This is a genomic window from Vescimonas sp., from assembly GCF_057856985.1.
Map to the genome: position 1 here is coordinate 1 of NZ_DBLZXX010000009.1, position 16,143 is coordinate 16,143.

Annotated in this window: 14 protein-coding genes and 2 pseudogenes; 12 read left to right on the plus strand and 4 right to left on the minus strand. The window is 53.2% G+C overall.

Features of this window, described 5'->3' with window-relative positions; genetic code table 11:
- The first annotated feature begins 151 nt into the window (after window positions 1–151).
- On the plus strand, window positions 152–289 hold the full coding sequence (locus ACZM22_RS07205; RefSeq protein ID WP_489543587.1) for a hypothetical protein: 138 nt from the start codon (window positions 152–154) through the stop codon (window positions 287–289).
- A 109-nt stretch (window positions 290–398) separates the two neighbouring features.
- On the opposite strand, the gene ACZM22_RS07210 is transcribed toward ACZM22_RS07205, so the two are convergent.
- On the minus strand, window positions 399–1,304 hold the full coding sequence (locus tag ACZM22_RS07210; RefSeq protein ID WP_489543588.1) for a helix-turn-helix domain-containing protein: 906 nt from the start codon (window positions 1,302–1,304) through the stop codon (window positions 399–401).
- 320 nt (window positions 1,305–1,624) lie between these two features.
- Here ACZM22_RS07210 and ACZM22_RS07215 point away from each other — a divergent pair, with 320 nt between their 5' ends.
- The 8 genes and pseudogenes from ACZM22_RS07215 to ACZM22_RS07250 all read left to right on the plus strand — a co-directional run.
- The gene (locus ACZM22_RS07215; RefSeq protein ID WP_489543589.1) at window positions 1,625–3,340 is read left to right on the plus strand and encodes a glycoside hydrolase family 13 protein; all 1,716 of its coding nucleotides are present in this window, start codon (window positions 1,625–1,627) and stop codon (window positions 3,338–3,340) included.
- Window positions 3,337–4,218 (plus strand): carbohydrate ABC transporter permease, encoded by an 882-nt coding sequence (locus ACZM22_RS07220; protein WP_484438472.1) that lies wholly within the window; start codon window positions 3,337–3,339, stop codon window positions 4,216–4,218. Before ACZM22_RS07215 ends, ACZM22_RS07220 begins: the two co-directional genes overlap by 4 nt.
- A complete protein-coding gene (locus ACZM22_RS07225; protein ID WP_489543590.1) occupies window positions 4,215–5,048 on the plus strand; it encodes a carbohydrate ABC transporter permease in 834 nt (277 codons plus the stop codon). Before ACZM22_RS07220 ends, ACZM22_RS07225 begins: the two co-directional genes overlap by 4 nt.
- 28 nt (window positions 5,049–5,076) lie before the next feature.
- Window positions 5,077–5,406: a hypothetical protein gene (locus ACZM22_RS07230; RefSeq protein ID WP_489543591.1), complete on the plus strand. Its 330-nt coding sequence runs from the start codon at window positions 5,077–5,079 to the stop codon at window positions 5,404–5,406.
- On the plus strand, window positions 5,407–6,342 hold the full coding sequence (locus tag ACZM22_RS07235; protein WP_489543621.1) for an ABC transporter substrate-binding protein: 936 nt from the start codon (window positions 5,407–5,409) through the stop codon (window positions 6,340–6,342). It begins immediately after the preceding gene.
- Between the two features lie 449 nt (window positions 6,343–6,791).
- Window positions 6,792–7,193 carry a hypothetical protein gene (locus ACZM22_RS07240; RefSeq protein ID WP_489543592.1) on the plus strand — a complete coding sequence of 134 codons (402 nt, stop codon included), beginning with the start codon at window positions 6,792–6,794 and terminating at the stop codon, window positions 7,191–7,193.
- A 46-nt stretch (window positions 7,194–7,239) separates the two neighbouring features.
- Window positions 7,240–7,494: a hypothetical protein gene (locus ACZM22_RS07245; RefSeq protein WP_483273720.1), complete on the plus strand. Its 255-nt coding sequence runs from the start codon at window positions 7,240–7,242 to the stop codon at window positions 7,492–7,494.
- 173 nt (window positions 7,495–7,667) lie between these two features.
- A pseudogene (locus ACZM22_RS07250) lies at window positions 7,668–8,777 on the plus strand (recombinase family protein); the annotation flags it as partial.
- A 590-nt stretch (window positions 8,778–9,367) separates the two neighbouring features.
- Here ACZM22_RS07250 and ACZM22_RS07255 read toward each other — a convergent pair.
- Window positions 9,368–9,469, minus strand: a pseudogene (locus ACZM22_RS07255) (AbrB/MazE/SpoVT family DNA-binding domain-containing protein); the annotation flags it as partial.
- A gap of 200 nt (window positions 9,470–9,669) precedes the next feature.
- On the opposite strand from ACZM22_RS07255, the gene rbr reads away from it, so the two are divergent.
- The gene (gene rbr / locus ACZM22_RS07260) at window positions 9,670–10,212 is read left to right on the plus strand and encodes a rubrerythrin (RefSeq protein ID WP_483269073.1); all 543 of its coding nucleotides are present in this window, start codon (window positions 9,670–9,672) and stop codon (window positions 10,210–10,212) included.
- A gap of 43 nt (window positions 10,213–10,255) precedes the next feature.
- Here rbr and ACZM22_RS07265 read toward each other — a convergent pair whose 3' ends face one another.
- Window positions 10,256–11,599: an MATE family efflux transporter gene (locus ACZM22_RS07265; protein ID WP_489543593.1), complete on the minus strand. Its 1,344-nt coding sequence runs from the start codon at window positions 11,597–11,599 to the stop codon at window positions 10,256–10,258.
- 254 nt (window positions 11,600–11,853) lie between these two features.
- Between ACZM22_RS07265 and ACZM22_RS07270 the strand changes: the two genes are divergently transcribed.
- Window positions 11,854–13,464 carry a putative manganese-dependent inorganic diphosphatase gene (locus ACZM22_RS07270; RefSeq protein ID WP_489543594.1) on the plus strand — a complete coding sequence of 537 codons (1,611 nt, stop codon included), beginning with the start codon at window positions 11,854–11,856 and terminating at the stop codon, window positions 13,462–13,464.
- A gap of 184 nt (window positions 13,465–13,648) precedes the next feature.
- On the plus strand, window positions 13,649–14,503 hold the full coding sequence (gene dapF, locus ACZM22_RS07275) for a diaminopimelate epimerase (RefSeq protein WP_489543595.1): 855 nt from the start codon (window positions 13,649–13,651) through the stop codon (window positions 14,501–14,503).
- A gap of 108 nt (window positions 14,504–14,611) precedes the next feature.
- Here the strand turns inward: dapF and ACZM22_RS07280 are convergent, their stop codons facing one another.
- Window positions 14,612–15,769, minus strand: a complete 1,158-nt coding sequence (locus tag ACZM22_RS07280) for a DUF4317 domain-containing protein (RefSeq protein WP_489543596.1) — start codon at window positions 15,767–15,769, stop codon at window positions 14,612–14,614.
- Window positions 15,770–16,143 lie beyond the last annotated feature (374 nt).

Consider the following 16,143-nt stretch of genomic DNA (forward strand, 5'->3'; position numbering starts at 1 on the left):
GCACAGCTTGAGGCGACGCAGTATTTCGCCGCCGTCTGCAAGGGAACACTGCTGAATTTTGCGATGGATAGTAAGGAAACCGGCAGCATCGCGCTTTAAGGAGCGGGGGAGGTTCACCTATCTTCGCAGGACCGTGCGGAGTGAGCAGGCCATGAGTATTTTCCCCAAAATGAAGGATATGCCGCCGGAGGAGCAAGCCAAGGCGCGGCATGACCTGCTGAAATACTGCGAGTTGGACACCTTTGCGATGGTAAAGGCGTGGCAGGCACTGTGCGAGGCAGCGGAATGAATTAGAAGGAGAGGACGATAACGTAATACATTCCCTTTCGCGGGAAAATCAGCTGCTTTAATATGGAAATGCAAGCGGCTGCTTGCCTTTGGCTCCACAGGCCTGTCCTTTAATTATGGCTCTGCTGCTGAGCAATTTTGCGATAAGCTGCCGGCGTGCAAAGAAACTGCTTATGGAAGCAATGAATAAAATAAGAGATGTTGTTAAAGCCACAATTTAAGGCGACTTCTGTAACACTTTGAGATGACTCCTGCAGTAGTTTTGTGGCATAGTCGAGACGATGCTGTAGAATAAACTGGTTACAGGTAATGCCTGTGTTCTGTTTAAACACCTTCATAAAATGGCTGGGACTGTATTTGCTGATTGCCGCCAGCTTTTCGATGGACAAATTCTCGGATAGATGGTCGGAAATGTAATCCAATACATTTCGGATCACTTCTTCGTTTTTTGGGTCGCTATCACCCTCTCCGGGAGTTTGCAAATAATTGTTATCCAGCAAAAGATAAAATAGGTATAGCATGTGTTTTTTAAAAAGGATTTCCCAATAGCGAATACGATTATTATAGCAGCTGATCGCGGAGGAAACACAAGAGAATATCTGCGCATAGGCAGGATCTCCCGGTCGAATCAGGGTCTTAAACCGGCGCTTCTGTGCAATAATTGGCAGAAACAACTGATAGATGGCACCCTCAGTAGCAGCGGAACAGAACATGTGCAAATCACAAACAATGCTCTCTGTCTTGCAGGCTACCCTCGGCAACTTTCTGGCTCCATGCAGCACGCATGGGGAAATAATGAGAATATCACCTTCATGCGCCAAAAATTCAATACCGCCAACTTGATATGAAGTTTTTCCGCTGCAAATCAATGTAACTTCAATCTCTTGATGCCAGTGCGAAAGAATACTTGTCAACTTCTCTGAAAAGCTGCAGGAATAAATCTTAACCGGCATTTGCCCCTCGCTGTGACGGACATTTTCTCTTAACTGCTGTTCTTCTTCCTTGCGGTGATACATATTGCAATACCCCAATCCGCTAAATAGAATTTTGTTATTATGTGCGTGTCTTTATGTTAGAATTATCCGTAATTAAATATTATATTAATGTTAAAGGAATTGCAAGAGGTTGTCGATCAGATTAGAGTCCTACGAATAACAGCCAAAAGCAGAAAAACGCCCCGTAAATCTAACGAGGCTGAAAAGGGTACGGTATCTCAAGCCAGAGCGGGGGCAGCTTACCCGCCGGAATAGATATAAGTTGTTAAGAATTTGGGATGAAAAAAGGTGTGGCTGGCTGCCACGTCTTACATCATAGCTTTACCGTAGGAGGAATTCGCATGCACAAACAATGGTGGAAAGAGGCAGTTGTATATCAGATTTATCCGCAGAGCTTTCAGGATTCAAACGGCGATGGTTTTGGTGATTTGAACGGAATCATAACCAGACTGGATTACTTAAAAGAACTCGGTGTGGATGTTCTCTGGCTGTGTCCCATTTTCGACTCCCCTATGTTCGACAACGGGTATGATGTCAAGGACTACTATGGCATTATGGAGAAGTTCGGCACGCTGGAAGATTTTGAGAGACTGCTGTGCCGCGCCCACGAAAAAGGGCTGCGCGTGGTTCTGGACGCCGTATTCAACCACACCTCCGATCAGCATCCGTGGTTTGTGGAGAGTCGTAGGCGAGATAGTAAATATCGGGACTATTATGTGTGGGCTGATCCTGTAGATGGACATGAGCCAAACAATTGGATGAGTATTTTCGGCGGTTCTGCGTGGGAGCATGATTCGGTCTCAGACGCGTACTATATGCATCTCTTCTTCAAACAACAGCCCGATTTGAACTGGGAAAACCCTGCCGTGCGCCGGGAATTGCGGAAAATTTTGGAGTTTTGGTGCGAAAAGGGCGTGGATGGTTTTCGGTTTGATGCCATTAATCTATTCTCCAAGCCAGAGGATATGTCCGACTGGCCTGACCCTTATCGCATCGGAGATTATGCAAACGGAAAACATACCCACCCCTATCTTCAGGAGCTGCTCAAAGGATTAGACGATAAATACAATATCATGCTGGTTGGCCAGACCGACAATGTTCGCCCAGAGGACGCCCTATTGTTCGCTGGCTTTGATCGGGGCGAGTTTCAGATGATTTTCCAGTATGAATTGGACAACTACCGAAACAACGGCCCCACTTTTAAGTGGCATACCCAAGTGCCTTCTGTACTGGAAATCAAGGAGATTTTCACCAAGTGGCAGCAAGTGCTGGCAGACAAAGCGTGGAATACAGTTTGCCTTGGCAGCCACGATATGCCCCGATCTGTCTCCCGATACGGAAATGACCAGATATTTCATAAGGAGTCAGCCAAAATGCTGGCCACGTTCCAAATGTCGTTACAAGGAACACCTTTCCTCTATCAGGGAGATGAGTTGGGTATGACTAACACAGTGTTTGACACTGTGGACGATTTTTTAGATGATGAAGCAAGAAACTTCTATCATGATTTTGTGGACTCCGGAAAAATATCAAATGATGAGTTTATGAAGGCGGCCAGATTCCGGGCACGTGATAATGCCAGAACACCCATGCAGTGGGATGCTACGGAAAACGCTGGTTTTACCAACGGTATTCCTTGGATGCGGGTAAATCCAAACTACCTCACCATCAATGCAGCGGCACAGATGGCGGACGAAAACTCGATTTTGTCATATTATAAGCAGCTGCTTTCCATCCGTAAGCAGCATGATGTTTTCGTTTATGGGCGCTATGAATTAACAGACGCATCCAACCCCGCAGTCTACTCGTTCCTCCGGATACTCGAGGATGAGGAACTGCTGGTCCTGTGCAATTTCACTGCCCAAGAGGCAAAAGTGGCTGTGCCAGCGGATTTTCTGAAATCCGGCGTTTCACTGCTGCTGGGCAATTATTCAACACATCCCGAGCCACTGAAGGCAGAAATATCTATCCGCCCCTATGAAGCCCGGATTTATCTGCGCAAAAAAGACATCGAGAAGGAAGAAACATCTGTATCGAAAAATGGAGCTTCCGTATGAAAACGAACAAACCACGACTCTGGGTTCACGGGCTCTTTTTAGGCCCATCAATATTGGTATTTTCTATTGGTATCGTTGCACCATTTCTCGTCAGCTGCTTCTATTCACTGACGGATTGGAATGGCGTTTCCCGTAAGTTGACTTTTATTGGGCTGCAGAACTTCGTGGATATTTTTACCGGAAAGACCTCGTTTCTCGATGCTCTTTCGTTCACGGTAACGCTCTCTGTGTTCAACATCATCCTGGTGGTGGTCTTGGGAACTTTGGTCGCGTTGTTGGTAACTTCCAAAATCCCATTACGTAACGTCACCAAAACCATCTTCTATCTCCCTTATACCATTGGTGGTATGGTGCTTGGTTTTGTATGGCAGTATGTGTTTTTGGAAGCACTGCCTTCCATCGGTAAACTGCTTCATATTTCAGCCTTAACCATTCCTTGGCTGGGATATGAGAATACCGCCTTTTTTGCGCTGGGAATCGTATTTGTCTGGCAGAATTTGGGTTATGTGATGGTTATTATCTCATCCGGCCTGATTTCTATCTCGAAGGAAGTGCTGGAATCTGCTAAAATTGACGGAGCCGGTTCTATCACAACGTTTTTCAAGATCAAGGTACCACAGATCATCCCCTATATATCTACCTGTGTTTTCTGGACGACGGCCTGTGCGTTTAAAATGTTTGAACTTAGTCTGGCTATGACAAAAGGCGGTCCCTACGGATCAACACGGACACTGGCGCTCAACATTTATTATGAAGCCTTTTCGAATAATATGTACGGGATGGCAACGGCAGAATCTCTTATTTTCATCCTGATCATGTCGGTGATTGTGCTCACGCAGCGCATTGTGACAAACAGATTGGAGAAAAAATGGTTATGAGAAATAGAAGAACTATAATCAGAACTATTTTGCTTGCTATTGCCTTGCTTCTCCTGCTTGCAATCTTTGTCTACCCTATCATCATAGTTTTCATCAATTCCATAAAGCCTGTTGGAGAAATTCTCGGCGCACCTTTAAGTTTGCCAAAGACAGTGCAGCTGTCAAATTTTATTCAGGCATGGAAAATCACATCCATGGGAAAGCTTCTGCGCAACTCGGCAATTCTAACCATCTGCAGTGTGTCTGCCGTTGTGGTGTTTTCTGCAATGAGTGCCTACTGGTGCCACCGTTACCGGAACGCTGTAACGCGGACATTCACCGCACTTCTTATGGTGTCTATGCTGATCCCCTTCGCATCCCTGATGATTCCGTTGGTGAAAATCACAACCGTTCTGCACATCAACAATACGCTTCCCGGTGCAATAATCGTTTTTGCCGGCGTAGGTCTTGCCTTTGGTTTCTTTATGATGCAAAGCGCTGTAAAAACATTGCCCCGGGAACTGGAAGAAGCTGCGGCGCTGGATGGTTGTGGGCCGGTTCGAACATTTTTCTGCATTGTGTTTCCGCTCATGAAAAATACGGTATTTAGTTTGATCGCCATGGATTTGTTCTGGGTATGGAATGACTTCATGATACCGCAAACGCTCCTAAATAGCACGAAATATGACACGATTCAAGTTGGCATCAATAAGCTGTTCGGTATGTATGCCAGCAAGTGGGATATTGCCCTAGCCGCGCTTGTCATGTCAATGATCCCCACGATTATCGCGTTTTTGTTACTGCAAAAACAGATTTTAGGTGGTGTGTCAGACGGCGCAACTAAGGGTTAATATAATCAAAATTTGAGGAGGGCCACCAATGAAAAAAAGTAAGAAGTTTTTGCCGTTGATCATTGCACTTGCACTGATGTTTAGCTTGTGCGCCTGCGGGAATCGTGAAGACTCCGCATCTGACAATGAGGAAGATGCCGTCAAGGTCACGATCCTGAATAACAAAATCGAAATTGAGTCTGGGTTGCTCAATGCCACAAAGGCTTACCAAAATACACACCCGAATGTGGAATTTGAAATTGTCTCCTTGGTAGCCGAGCCCTACAACGCGGAATTGAAAACGCGTTTCGCCGGCGGTGAGAAACCGGATATTTTTGCCCTGAGCGGTTACTCTGACATGGTACTTTGGAAGGATTAGCTGGAAGATCTTTCCGATCAGCCTTGGACAAACGACATGGTCGACATCGCCTACAACAGCATCGACTTGGGCGGTATTTATGGTATGCCGCTCTGTGTAGAGGGCGGTGCTTATATGTACAACAAGACCATGTTTGAAAATGCTGGTATTGAGAGCGTTCCGACCACCTATTCGGAACTGCTTGCCTGCATGAAAAAGTTAGAGGCAGCCGGCTATACGCCTCTGATCAATGACGGCAGCTCGTATGGCCGCGCTTACTATGGCGTAAATTATGTCATCGCGATGCAGAAAGATCCTCTCGCGTTTATGGCCGGTCTCGCTGATGGAACGACCTCGTTTGCCACTGCACCACTGGCTAAGGAAATTATGGAATATTGGCAGTGGGAGAGCACGCAGATCGAGAATATGCTGTCAATTGACTTTTTAACGCAGGTCTCCAAGTTTGCCAATGAGGAGGTTGCAATTACCTTCGGCGGCAACTGGAATCAAGCATCCTTTGATGAGCTTAATCCCAATCTCAAAGTAGGCATGTTCCCTGTACCTATGTTCGAAGATGCATCAAAGAATGACTTTATGCTGGCGGGTGTTACCACCTATTGGGGTGTTAACAAAGAATCGGCGGTAAAGGATGTGGCGAAAGACTTCATGTCCTGGCTCGTGACCAGTGAGGAGGGGCAGAAGTTTATCACCAGCGAGATGCTGCTGATACCGGCCTTCACCAATTTCTCTGCTACAGCCGAGGAAATCGGGCCGTTGGGCTCCGACTTGGCTGAATATATTTCTGCGGGCAAGGTAAAAAATTTCTATGCAGCCTTTTATCCCGAAGGCGGTATGCAGACCTTTGGCGAGGATATGCAGAAGATGCTGGCAGGTGCTGCAACAGTGGATGAGTTGTTGGTTACTTTGGACAACGACTGGAAGCGTCTTGCAGGCTAAAATTCATGTGAGAGACGGACGCACAGGCTTCGGCTTGTGCGTCCGTTCTTTTGCTTGTCAAAGGTAAGCGTCAAACCTAACCGCGAAATCGGAGGATAATCTATAATTGTCGATAAATAAGGGACATTAAAGAAGGGCGCTGCCTGCGATTATCCCCTACTCCATTATCGCATCCCAATAAGGCTTTTAGCTCTTATTAATGACGGTAGTTTTAGGTATTGTGGAATTCAGCCACATAAGTTGGTATCCTACATCTGTACTTATTAGATCGTGATTCTTTTCAGGACTTTATGAAATGTGAGCCAGTAAGGTAAATAATAGTTACACGCCAAGAAGTGTAACCGGAATAAGAAGCGTTTTGATTTGACGGGTTCAAATCAGAACGCGCTTTTTTGTCCAAATACCATGTGAATGGGCTTGAGAATATTTTTGAAAGGTGGAATATCAAAATGACGGAAAGCAGAGTGTTTGCGGATAGTTACAGCCGCAAATTCAGCGATTTTAGGGAATTTCTCTCATTTTTGACTGAGCGAGAGCAAAACAGCCGGTGGGTAATGTCCTCATCAAAAAAACTCGAATTTGAGCCGATTGAGAAGGACTCACCCATGGGAAACCTGTACATGCAGATCTATGACGGTAATGGAAAGGCAGAGATACTGGAAGACACGATGGAGAATACCAGCTTGCTGATGCGGGTAAACGGAGAGACAATTCCCGTTCGGTCCTGTGCGATCAAGACAGCGCTGGAACGGGCGAGGATCTCGGGTAACGCTCTAAGTAAGGTGTCAAAAGCTGTCTTTGCCGAAATCCTGAATTACTGTATTCTAACGAGGCTGCAATCCCTTGTATAAACCATTTCACAAAAGGAAATACTTGGATTAAGGAGTGATTGCTATTATGGAAATCAATGTTGACAAGGAAAAGAAGATGGTTGACATCTGGCTTACCAAGGCCGAGAAGAATGACGAAAAACTCAAAGAATCCCTGAAGGAAGTATACAAGAAGTACAGCGAGCAAAAGTACATGGTTGCTGTCTTCATGTCGGGAGAGCAGGATCTGTATGAGAATACGCGAGACCTGCTGCTTTACAATCGACGTCGTATGGCGGAAAAGGAAGTGCAAGCCGAGCGCATCGCACGTAGTGCGGTGTAGGTGTAAAGCGACCGGAGAGGGCAATCATTGCCTTCTCCGGTTTTCTTTTTCGTGTTGCATTTTCAAAGCGTATGACGTACAATATTATCTGTGAATAGTTCTGCGCGAGAGAATGTAATTGGAAACGGAGGAATATATGGGAACTTGCTTCAATCGAGAGGTGGTGAGTCGGGATGACTGAACACATTGATATTGCCGGTTACTGCCGCATTTCAGTAGACGAAGAACTGGACCGGGATAATGTGTCCATTGAAAACCAAAAAGCGATCATCACCGACTTTGTTAAACATCGCTTTCCGGACAGTACATTGACATTCTACGAGGATCGCGATCGCTCCGGCTATACATTCGAGCAGCGGGAGGGCTATCAGGCCATGCGGCACGGACTGATGGATCACAGGTATGACGTTCTCATCGTCAAGGACTTCTCCCGATTCTCTCGCCGCAACAGTCGTGGCTTGGTGGAGCTGGAGGATCTGCGCGACGCAGGTGTCCGCATTATTTCCATCGGCGACGGCATTGACTTCCCCAATGATGACGATTGGCTGAAGATCCAATTTCAGTTCCTGATCAACGAGATGCCCGTGACGGATACCTCCAAAAAGGTTCGCAATGTTATCAAGCGGCGGCAGGCGGATGGTCAATGGATCTGTGCAGCACCGTATGGGTATCGTATCAACAAGTACAAGGAATTCGAGATCGTCCCTACGGAGGCAGACATTGTACGCCTTATCTTCAATCTCTACAACAACGAAGGGTGGGGCTACAAGCGAATCTCCAATTACCTCACAGAGCAGGGGGTCCCAACCCCCAGAATGTCCGAGCAGATGCGGAAAGAGGCCGAAGGCGAAGCGTGTAAGCGCATAGCGAAGGCGACTTGGGCGATTGTGACGGTACAGGGGATTTTGGACAATGACTTCTACATTGGTACCCTGCGCCAGGGAAAATACACGCGGGTGAAGATCAATGGAAAAGAGGTAAAGCGAAACGATGGAGAGCATGTGGTCATTGAAAACCACCATCAGGCCATCATTGATTACCGCACCTTTGCCACGACCCGCGCATTACGGGAAAAACGCACCCGTTCCCACTACCGCGGAATAAAAAAATACGACAATTTCTACTCAGGTTATCTTGTTTGCGGAGATTGCGGTGCGCCGATGTTCTCCATGAGCAGAAACGATTTGAAGCCTGCCTATACATGCGGCACATATCATCGCAGAGGGCTTGCCGGCTGCACATCTCACCATATTCGTGTGGACAAGCTGGATGAACTCCTGAAGAAATATGTGCGTAAGGTGAAGGAATGCTCCGCGGAAATGCTTGCAAAACTAAACGAGGATCTGCGCCAGGAGGAAAGCAATGTGGTGGAGACAGAGCAGTCTGCGGACCATCTCGCTGAAATCCTGGAGGATCTGCGGAAGGAATTAAAAGCAACGAAGCGTCAGAGGATCCGCGACATCCTGAAGCATCCCGATCAGGAGTCGTTGCTTGAGGAGACATATGACGAGTTGGAAAGTGACCTCCAGAAAAGAATTGAAGGACTGACACACCAGATCGATTTGCTATCTGACAAGCGAAATACCATTATTCAGGTAAATCGAGCAGCAAAGACGGCGATGGATGTTTTTGACGATATTCTGAACAAGGAGAAGCTGGAACGCAACGATCTGGAGCTGCTTGTAGATGAAATACGGGTCTTCGAAGACCGGCTTGAGTTAAAGCTACAGCCGGATGTTGACAGCATTCTTCAATGCAGCACGATGGAGCGCACCATAAATTTTCCTGATGGCACGGGAGATATCTCATCTATTTCTATTGTCCAGAGCGCAAAACAGCGCCCAGACAAGGTCTTCCGTGCCAATGTCATCAACAACGGGTCGCCCTCGCGGATACGCATGGTGCGGCGGATCTCCTTGGGGATGACAACGCGTCCCAGATCGTCGATCCGGCGCACGATCCCTGTTGCTTTCATCTATAATTTCCTCCAGTCAAAGCAAAATTTACAAAGGTAGTATCCGCGCGGCACCAAGTGAATATGCACATCCGCCGCGCCGCCATTTTTTACCGCCCACCATGGAAAAAGCGGAAACTGTAGCATTTATCACTGAAAAAATCCCGCAAAATGCATATACTGTCCGCAGGAGACCATAAGACTGAGAGGAGAGTATGACCATGAAACAGACGAAATACGCAGGTACTCAGACCGAGAAAAATCTGCTGGCGGCCTTTGCCGGCGAATCCGAGGCCCGCAACAAATACACTTTCTTCGCCTCCAAGGCCAGGAAGGAGGGCTACGAGCAGATCGCGGCCCTGTTCCTCAAAACGGCGGAGAACGAGAAGGAGCACGCCAAGCTCTGGTTCAAGGAGCTGGAGGGTATCGGCGACACCGCCGAGAATCTGCAGGCTGCCGCCGAGGGCGAGAACTACGAATGGACGGACATGTACGAGGACTTCGCCAAAACCGCCGAGGCCGAAGGCTTTACCGAACTGGCTCACCGCTTCCGTCTGGTGGCCGCCATCGAGAAGCACCACGAGGAGCGCTACCGCGCCCTGCTGCACAATGTGGAGATGGCGGAGGTGTTTGCCAAGAGTGAGGTGAAGGTGTGGGAGTGTCGAAACTGCGGCCACATCGTCATCGGCACCAGCGCGCCGGAGGTGTGTCCCACCTGCAACCACCCCCAGAGCTACTTCGAGGTCCGCGAGGAAAACTACTGAGCATAAAAAGAGACACCCGAGAGGGTGTCTCTTTTTATGCACGTTACACCTGCGTCAGCGCCCGGGCCTTCCGGATGCTGTACGCACCCTCAATGGCTACCAGCAGCACCCAGCCCGCTGCCACCGCCGTGCAGATGCCGTAGATGCCCCACACGGGGATCAGCAGGTAGGACAACACCACCCGCAGCAGCACCTGCAAAAGCGATGCCACCATGGTCAGCCGCAGCTGCCCCAGCCCGCGGAAGAAGCCCTGGATGACCTCTCCCAGATAGGCGAACACGTACAGATATGCCATGGTCCCCGTGTACTTCGCCCCTGCGGCGATGACCTGCGGGTTGTGGGAGAAGATGCCCACGATGCGCTCCGGCAGCAGGAAGCACACTGTGGCCAGCACGGCAATGAGCGCCAGCTCCGCGCAGACGCTGACCCGATAGAACCGGCGGGCCCGGGGCTTGTCGCCGTGCCCCAGATTCTGGGACAGGCACACCACCATGGCGGCGCTGATGCCCTGGGAGAAGCAGAACAGGAACTGCTCCGTGCGCAGCGACATGTTATAGCCCGTGACGGTGCTGGTGCCCAGCGGCGTCAGCATACCCTGCACCAGCAGCCGTCCGATGCACACCACAGCTTGCTGCAGCGCCGCCGCCCAGGCGTAGGACAGCACCATGCCGCCGGTCTGGCGGTGGAAGCGCAGGTCGCCGCGCCGCAGTACCAGCGGCGGGCAGCGCCGCTGGGCGTACACGATGCAGGCCGCCGCGGAGAAGGCCTGGCACAGCACCGTGGACAGCGCCACGCCCCGTATGCCCCAGCCCAGCACACCTGCAAACAGCAGATCCAGCGCGGCGTGGAGCGTGGAGGACAGCAGCAGGATGACGAACGGCGTGCGGGAGTTGCCACAGGAGCGGAGCATGGCGGCATAGTAGTTGTAGAGGAAACAGAAGATAAGCCCCGCGAACACCAGCTGGAGGTACACCGCCGCCTGCTGGCACACGGCTTCCTCCGTGCCCTGGGCCCGCAGCAGCAGGGGGGACAGAAGGATGCCCGCCGCAGAGATGAGCGCCGTCAGCACCGCGCCGCCGATAAGGGACGTGGCATTGAGCCGCCGCATCCGGTCCCAGTCCTCCGCGCCGCAGAAGTGGGCGCACAGCACACCGGCGCCGATCGTGCCGCCGATGATGAGTGCATTGGCCACGTCCACGATGGGGGAGGCCACGCTGATGCCGGACAGCGGCAGGTCGCCCAGAAATTTCCCCACCACCACGGCGTCCACGATGCTGTATAGCTGCTGAAAGATGTTGCCCAGAATGATGGGCAGCGCGAAGTAGAGCAGCGTCGGAAGCGGTGCGCCGGACAGCAGCGCCTCGTGGCTGCCGGACCTGTTGTACATCCTACCACCTGCTTTCCTGAATTTACCACCGGTAAGCCTACCACATATCCCGCCGTTTGTCCACATCCATTCCTGTTTGTCCGCGGGAGAGCAGCGGCGGAGACCGCGTGCTTCCACCACCGGCGGACGCTCCGCGGTTTGCCCGAATTCTGGACGCGGAGATCTGCCGGATTTGGCAAAAACTGCATTGACCGCGGGAAAAACGTCCTCTATAATAAGTCCCAGGAACAAATTAGCGCGAAGGAGAACTACGCATGAACGAGATCTATGTTACCGGACACCGCAATCCGGACACGGACTCCATCGTGGCCGCCATGTCCTATGCCGCCCTGAAAAACGCACTGGGCGAGAAGGAGTACGTGGCGGTACACCTGGGGACCATCAGCGATGAGACCAACCGTATGCTGGAGCGGTTCCATTTCAAGCCGCCCCGCTGCATCCAGAATGTCCGCACTCAGGTGCAGGATCTGGATTTCGACCGCCCGCCCTGCCTGGACGCCTCCGTCACCATGGACCGCGCCTGGAAGCTGATGCGGGACCAGAAGATATCCGCCATCCCCGTGGTCAATGAGGACGGTACACTCTATGGTATGCTGTCCGCCGGCGACATTGCCACCTTCAGCCTGAACACCGTGGGCGACCCGAAGGTGGAGGAGATCCCCCTTTTCAACCTGCTCAGCGTCATTGAGGGCCGCATTATGGGCGACGGCGGCGAGCTGGTGGACAGCGTCAGCGGCACCGTGTCCATCGCCCTGCCCCAGAACTGTGAGAACCTGCTGTTCGACAGCGCGGACAGCATCGTTCTCTGCGGCAGCCAGCCGGACATGATCCGCCGTGCTCTGGATAGACAGGTGGACTGCCTGATTTTGTGCCAGACCGATGTGGAGCCGGAGTGGCTGGAGAACGCGGGGAAGACCTGCGTCATCTCCACGCCGCTGGATGCCAGCCGCGTCCACCGCCTGATCTATCAGGCCACGCCCATCAGCCGCCCCTGCGCCACGGACGACCTGATCTCCTTCCACATGGACGATTATATCGACGATGTCCGCGAGGTGGTGCTGAAGAGCCGCTACCGCTGCTACCCCGTGCTGGACGCGGAGGAGAAGGTGGTGGGCACCCTGTCCCGCTATCACCTGCTGAAGCCTCGCCGCAAGCAGGTGGTACTGGTGGACCACAACGAGCTGGCCCAGACCGTCCCGGGCATCGAGCAGGCGGAGATCCTGGGCATCATCGACCACCACCGTCTGGCGGACATCCAGACCCGCCAGCCCATCTCTGTCCGCAACGAGCCGGTGGGCAGCACCAACACCATCATCACCTCCATGTACCAGGAGCACGGCGTCACGCCCTCGCCCCACATGGCGGGCCTGATGGCCTCGGCCATCCTGTCCGACACGGTCATGTTCAAGTCCCCCACCTGCACCAAGCGCGACATCGCCATGGCCGAGCGCCTGGCCCGCATCGCCAAGGTGTCTCTGAAGGATCTGGGCCGCGAGCTGTTCAGCGGCAGCAACGACAGCAAGTCCGCCGAGGAGCTGCTGCGCAGCGACTTTAAGGAGTTCCACATCTCCGAGCAGGTGCTGGGCGTGGGGCAGATCACCTGTATTGACTCCCAGAAGCTGATGGGGCGCAAGGAGGAGCTGCTGGACGCCATGCGCAAGGTCTGCCGTACCCACAGCTACGACATGGTGATTTTGATGCTCACCGACGTGCTGCAGGAGGGCAGCCAGCTGCTGTATATCGGCAGCGACGATACCATCCGCAACGCCTTCGCCGTGGAGCCCAAGGACAACACGGTGTTCCTGCCCGGCGTCATGTCCCGCAAGAAGCAGGTCATCCCCATGCTCACTACCCTGTGGGGCTGATTCGTCCCCAACCGTACATCGCAGTCCCTCCGGCCCTGTGCCGGAGGGACTGTTTTTCACAAAAAATATCCCACGCCCCACCGTGGGATATTTTTTGTGAAAAACAGGTGCGTTCCGCCGCGCCCTGTGGTATACTGCGCATAAAGGCGTCGCGGCGTGGCCGGACGCGGAGAGGAGCAACGCCATGGAATTCTGGAAGATGAACGGCGCGGGCAACGACTTTATCGTGGTGGATGACCGGCGGAACGCCGTGCCGGACCACCGCTGGCCGGAGCTGGCCCGCACCCTGTGCCAGCGGCATCTGTCCATCGGGGCCGACGGCCTCATGGTGGTGAAGCCGCCTGTCTGCGGCGGCGATTATCGGATGCTGTTCTTCAACTCCGACGGCTCCATGGGGGAGATGTGCGGCAACGGCGCCCGCTGTATCTGCCGCTACGGCTACGAAAACGGCCTGGCCGGCGATGTGCAGCGGGTGGAGACCACCGCGGGCCTTGTCACCGGCTGGCGCATGGATCAGCGGCAGTATCGGGTGCGGCTCAACGACCCCTGCCATATCCGCCTGGACGGCAGGGCGGAGGTGGATGGCCGCACCTACGACTATGCCTATCTGGAGCTGGGCGACCCGGGCATCCCCCACGCGGCGGTGCCCATGGCGGGCTTGCGGGGCTGCGATCAGGCGGCGCTGTTCCATCTGGGCCGTCAGCTCCGGTACTACAAGGACTTTCCCAAGGGCGCCAACGTCAACTTTTACGAGCTCATCGGCCCAGACCACGTGTACGAGCGCACCTACGAGCGGGGTGTGGAGGACTTCACCTACGCCTGCGGCACCGGCACCGGCTCCGTGGTGACGGTGCTGACGCTGCTGGGCAAGGTGTCCGGCAAAAACGTACAGGTGGACATGACCGGCGGGCGGCTCGTCATCGACGTGGAGCGCGACGCCGCGGGCCGCGTTGCCGACCTGTACCTCACCGGCCCCACCAACATCGTCTGCAAGGGCCGGGTCACCGATGAGACGCTGCCGCCGGACAGCGATACCTGATGCGGGCCGGCTGCCGTACTGTCATAGTGCCAAAGCCGCCAAACAGCCGTACTTTTCTGGATATAAAAACAGAGCAGTTCGCAGAACTGCCCTGTTTTTTGCGCTTTTTCAGCAGCTTTCCCCGTTCTGGGGATTGGGGATATTCACGGCGATGCCGTTGACCTCTACGCCCTCGTCGGCGGGGATGAGGATGTATTTCCGCCCATCGATGACCCGTGCCTCGATCATGGCACTGTACTCCGGCGACACGGAGATCTTCACCTCCGGCGTAGTGATCTGAAACTTGCCGCTTTCCATCAGGTTCCTGGCGTCCAGCGCCGCGTCGTCGCCGTACTGGCGGCGGCACTCCTCCTGAAAGGCCTCGGCCTGCCGGACGGTAGCGCCGCTGCCCGCCAGCATGTCACCCACCTCGTGGAGCGTCAGCGTCAGGGGCTGGGGGTCGCGGCTCTCCTTGTGCTCCACAATGCGCTGGCGCAGCTGCTCGTGGACGGACTGCACCACATCGTAGCTGCAATCCTGCTGCAGCGTGTCGCCCAGCGCCGTACCGAAGGCATTTTTCTGCTCCTCGGCGGACAGCGGCGGCGTCACGCGGAATACCGCGTCGATGACCTCCTGATGGATCTCAGCGGCGCTTTTGCTGTAAAACAGGGCGTTGTAGATGTTGGCGGCGCGGTCATCAAAGGCGGGGAACAGGAATCCCAGCTCCGGCGGCAGCGCGATGTGACCGGTGGACGCGCTGTGGAAGCCGCTGTTCTCATTGTTGTATTTCAGCTCCAGCGTCGGGGCTTTTACAGGACAGATGCTGCACAGAAAGTACTGGAACACCGTGTCGGAGCCGTCGGAAAACGTCTCGTCGTCGCGGCCCTTATAGGGCACATCGTAGGTGTCGGCAGCCAGTAGGATGAGATAGTTGGTCTCGCCCATGTCCATGGCGTCGATGATGCGGCGGTACAGGGCCTCCCGGGCGTCCTTATCCTGCGCGCTGCTCTGCCGCACGGCCTGAAGCAGGCGGTGCTCGTCGCTGCCGGCCACCTGCGCCGTGGAAAATTCGATGTTGATGAGGTTTCGGCCCAGCCCGCCGGACAGGGCCTTTTTCAGCAGCCCCAGGTACATCTCCTGCTCCTCCTGGGACATGAGTCCCATGGATTCGTCGATATAGGCGATGATCTCGCGGCTGCTGTTGACGTAGCAGCCGTAGATACGGCTGATGGAATTTTTATCCAGCTTGAAGCGCCGGCGTATCTCGTTGAGCTCTTTCTGATTCATAGATGCCTCCTTACCATCAGTTGACAAGGGCAAACGCGGTTTTGACGGGCCGAAATGCGCCCATACAGCGTCAAGCCCCTTGGCAATCCACCAGTATTCCCTGCGGGCCTTTTCTTGTCTGGACACATTTCTGCTCCGGCCAAACTGCTTCGCACCTGTCAGCGATGGTTTTTCGAGTGATTTTTGGTTTTTGAGACGCAGGCTTGCTGGCGCAAGCCAAGGCGAAAAGGGAAAAAAGCGCCGAAAAGGCGCGGTGACAGGCGTGTTTGCCCTTGTTAACTGATGGTACCGATGACGGGGGATATTGTACCACATCGCGGCGCGGCAGGCAACCGGCGGGAGATGTCTTTTTCACCCCACTCGAAATTCCGATC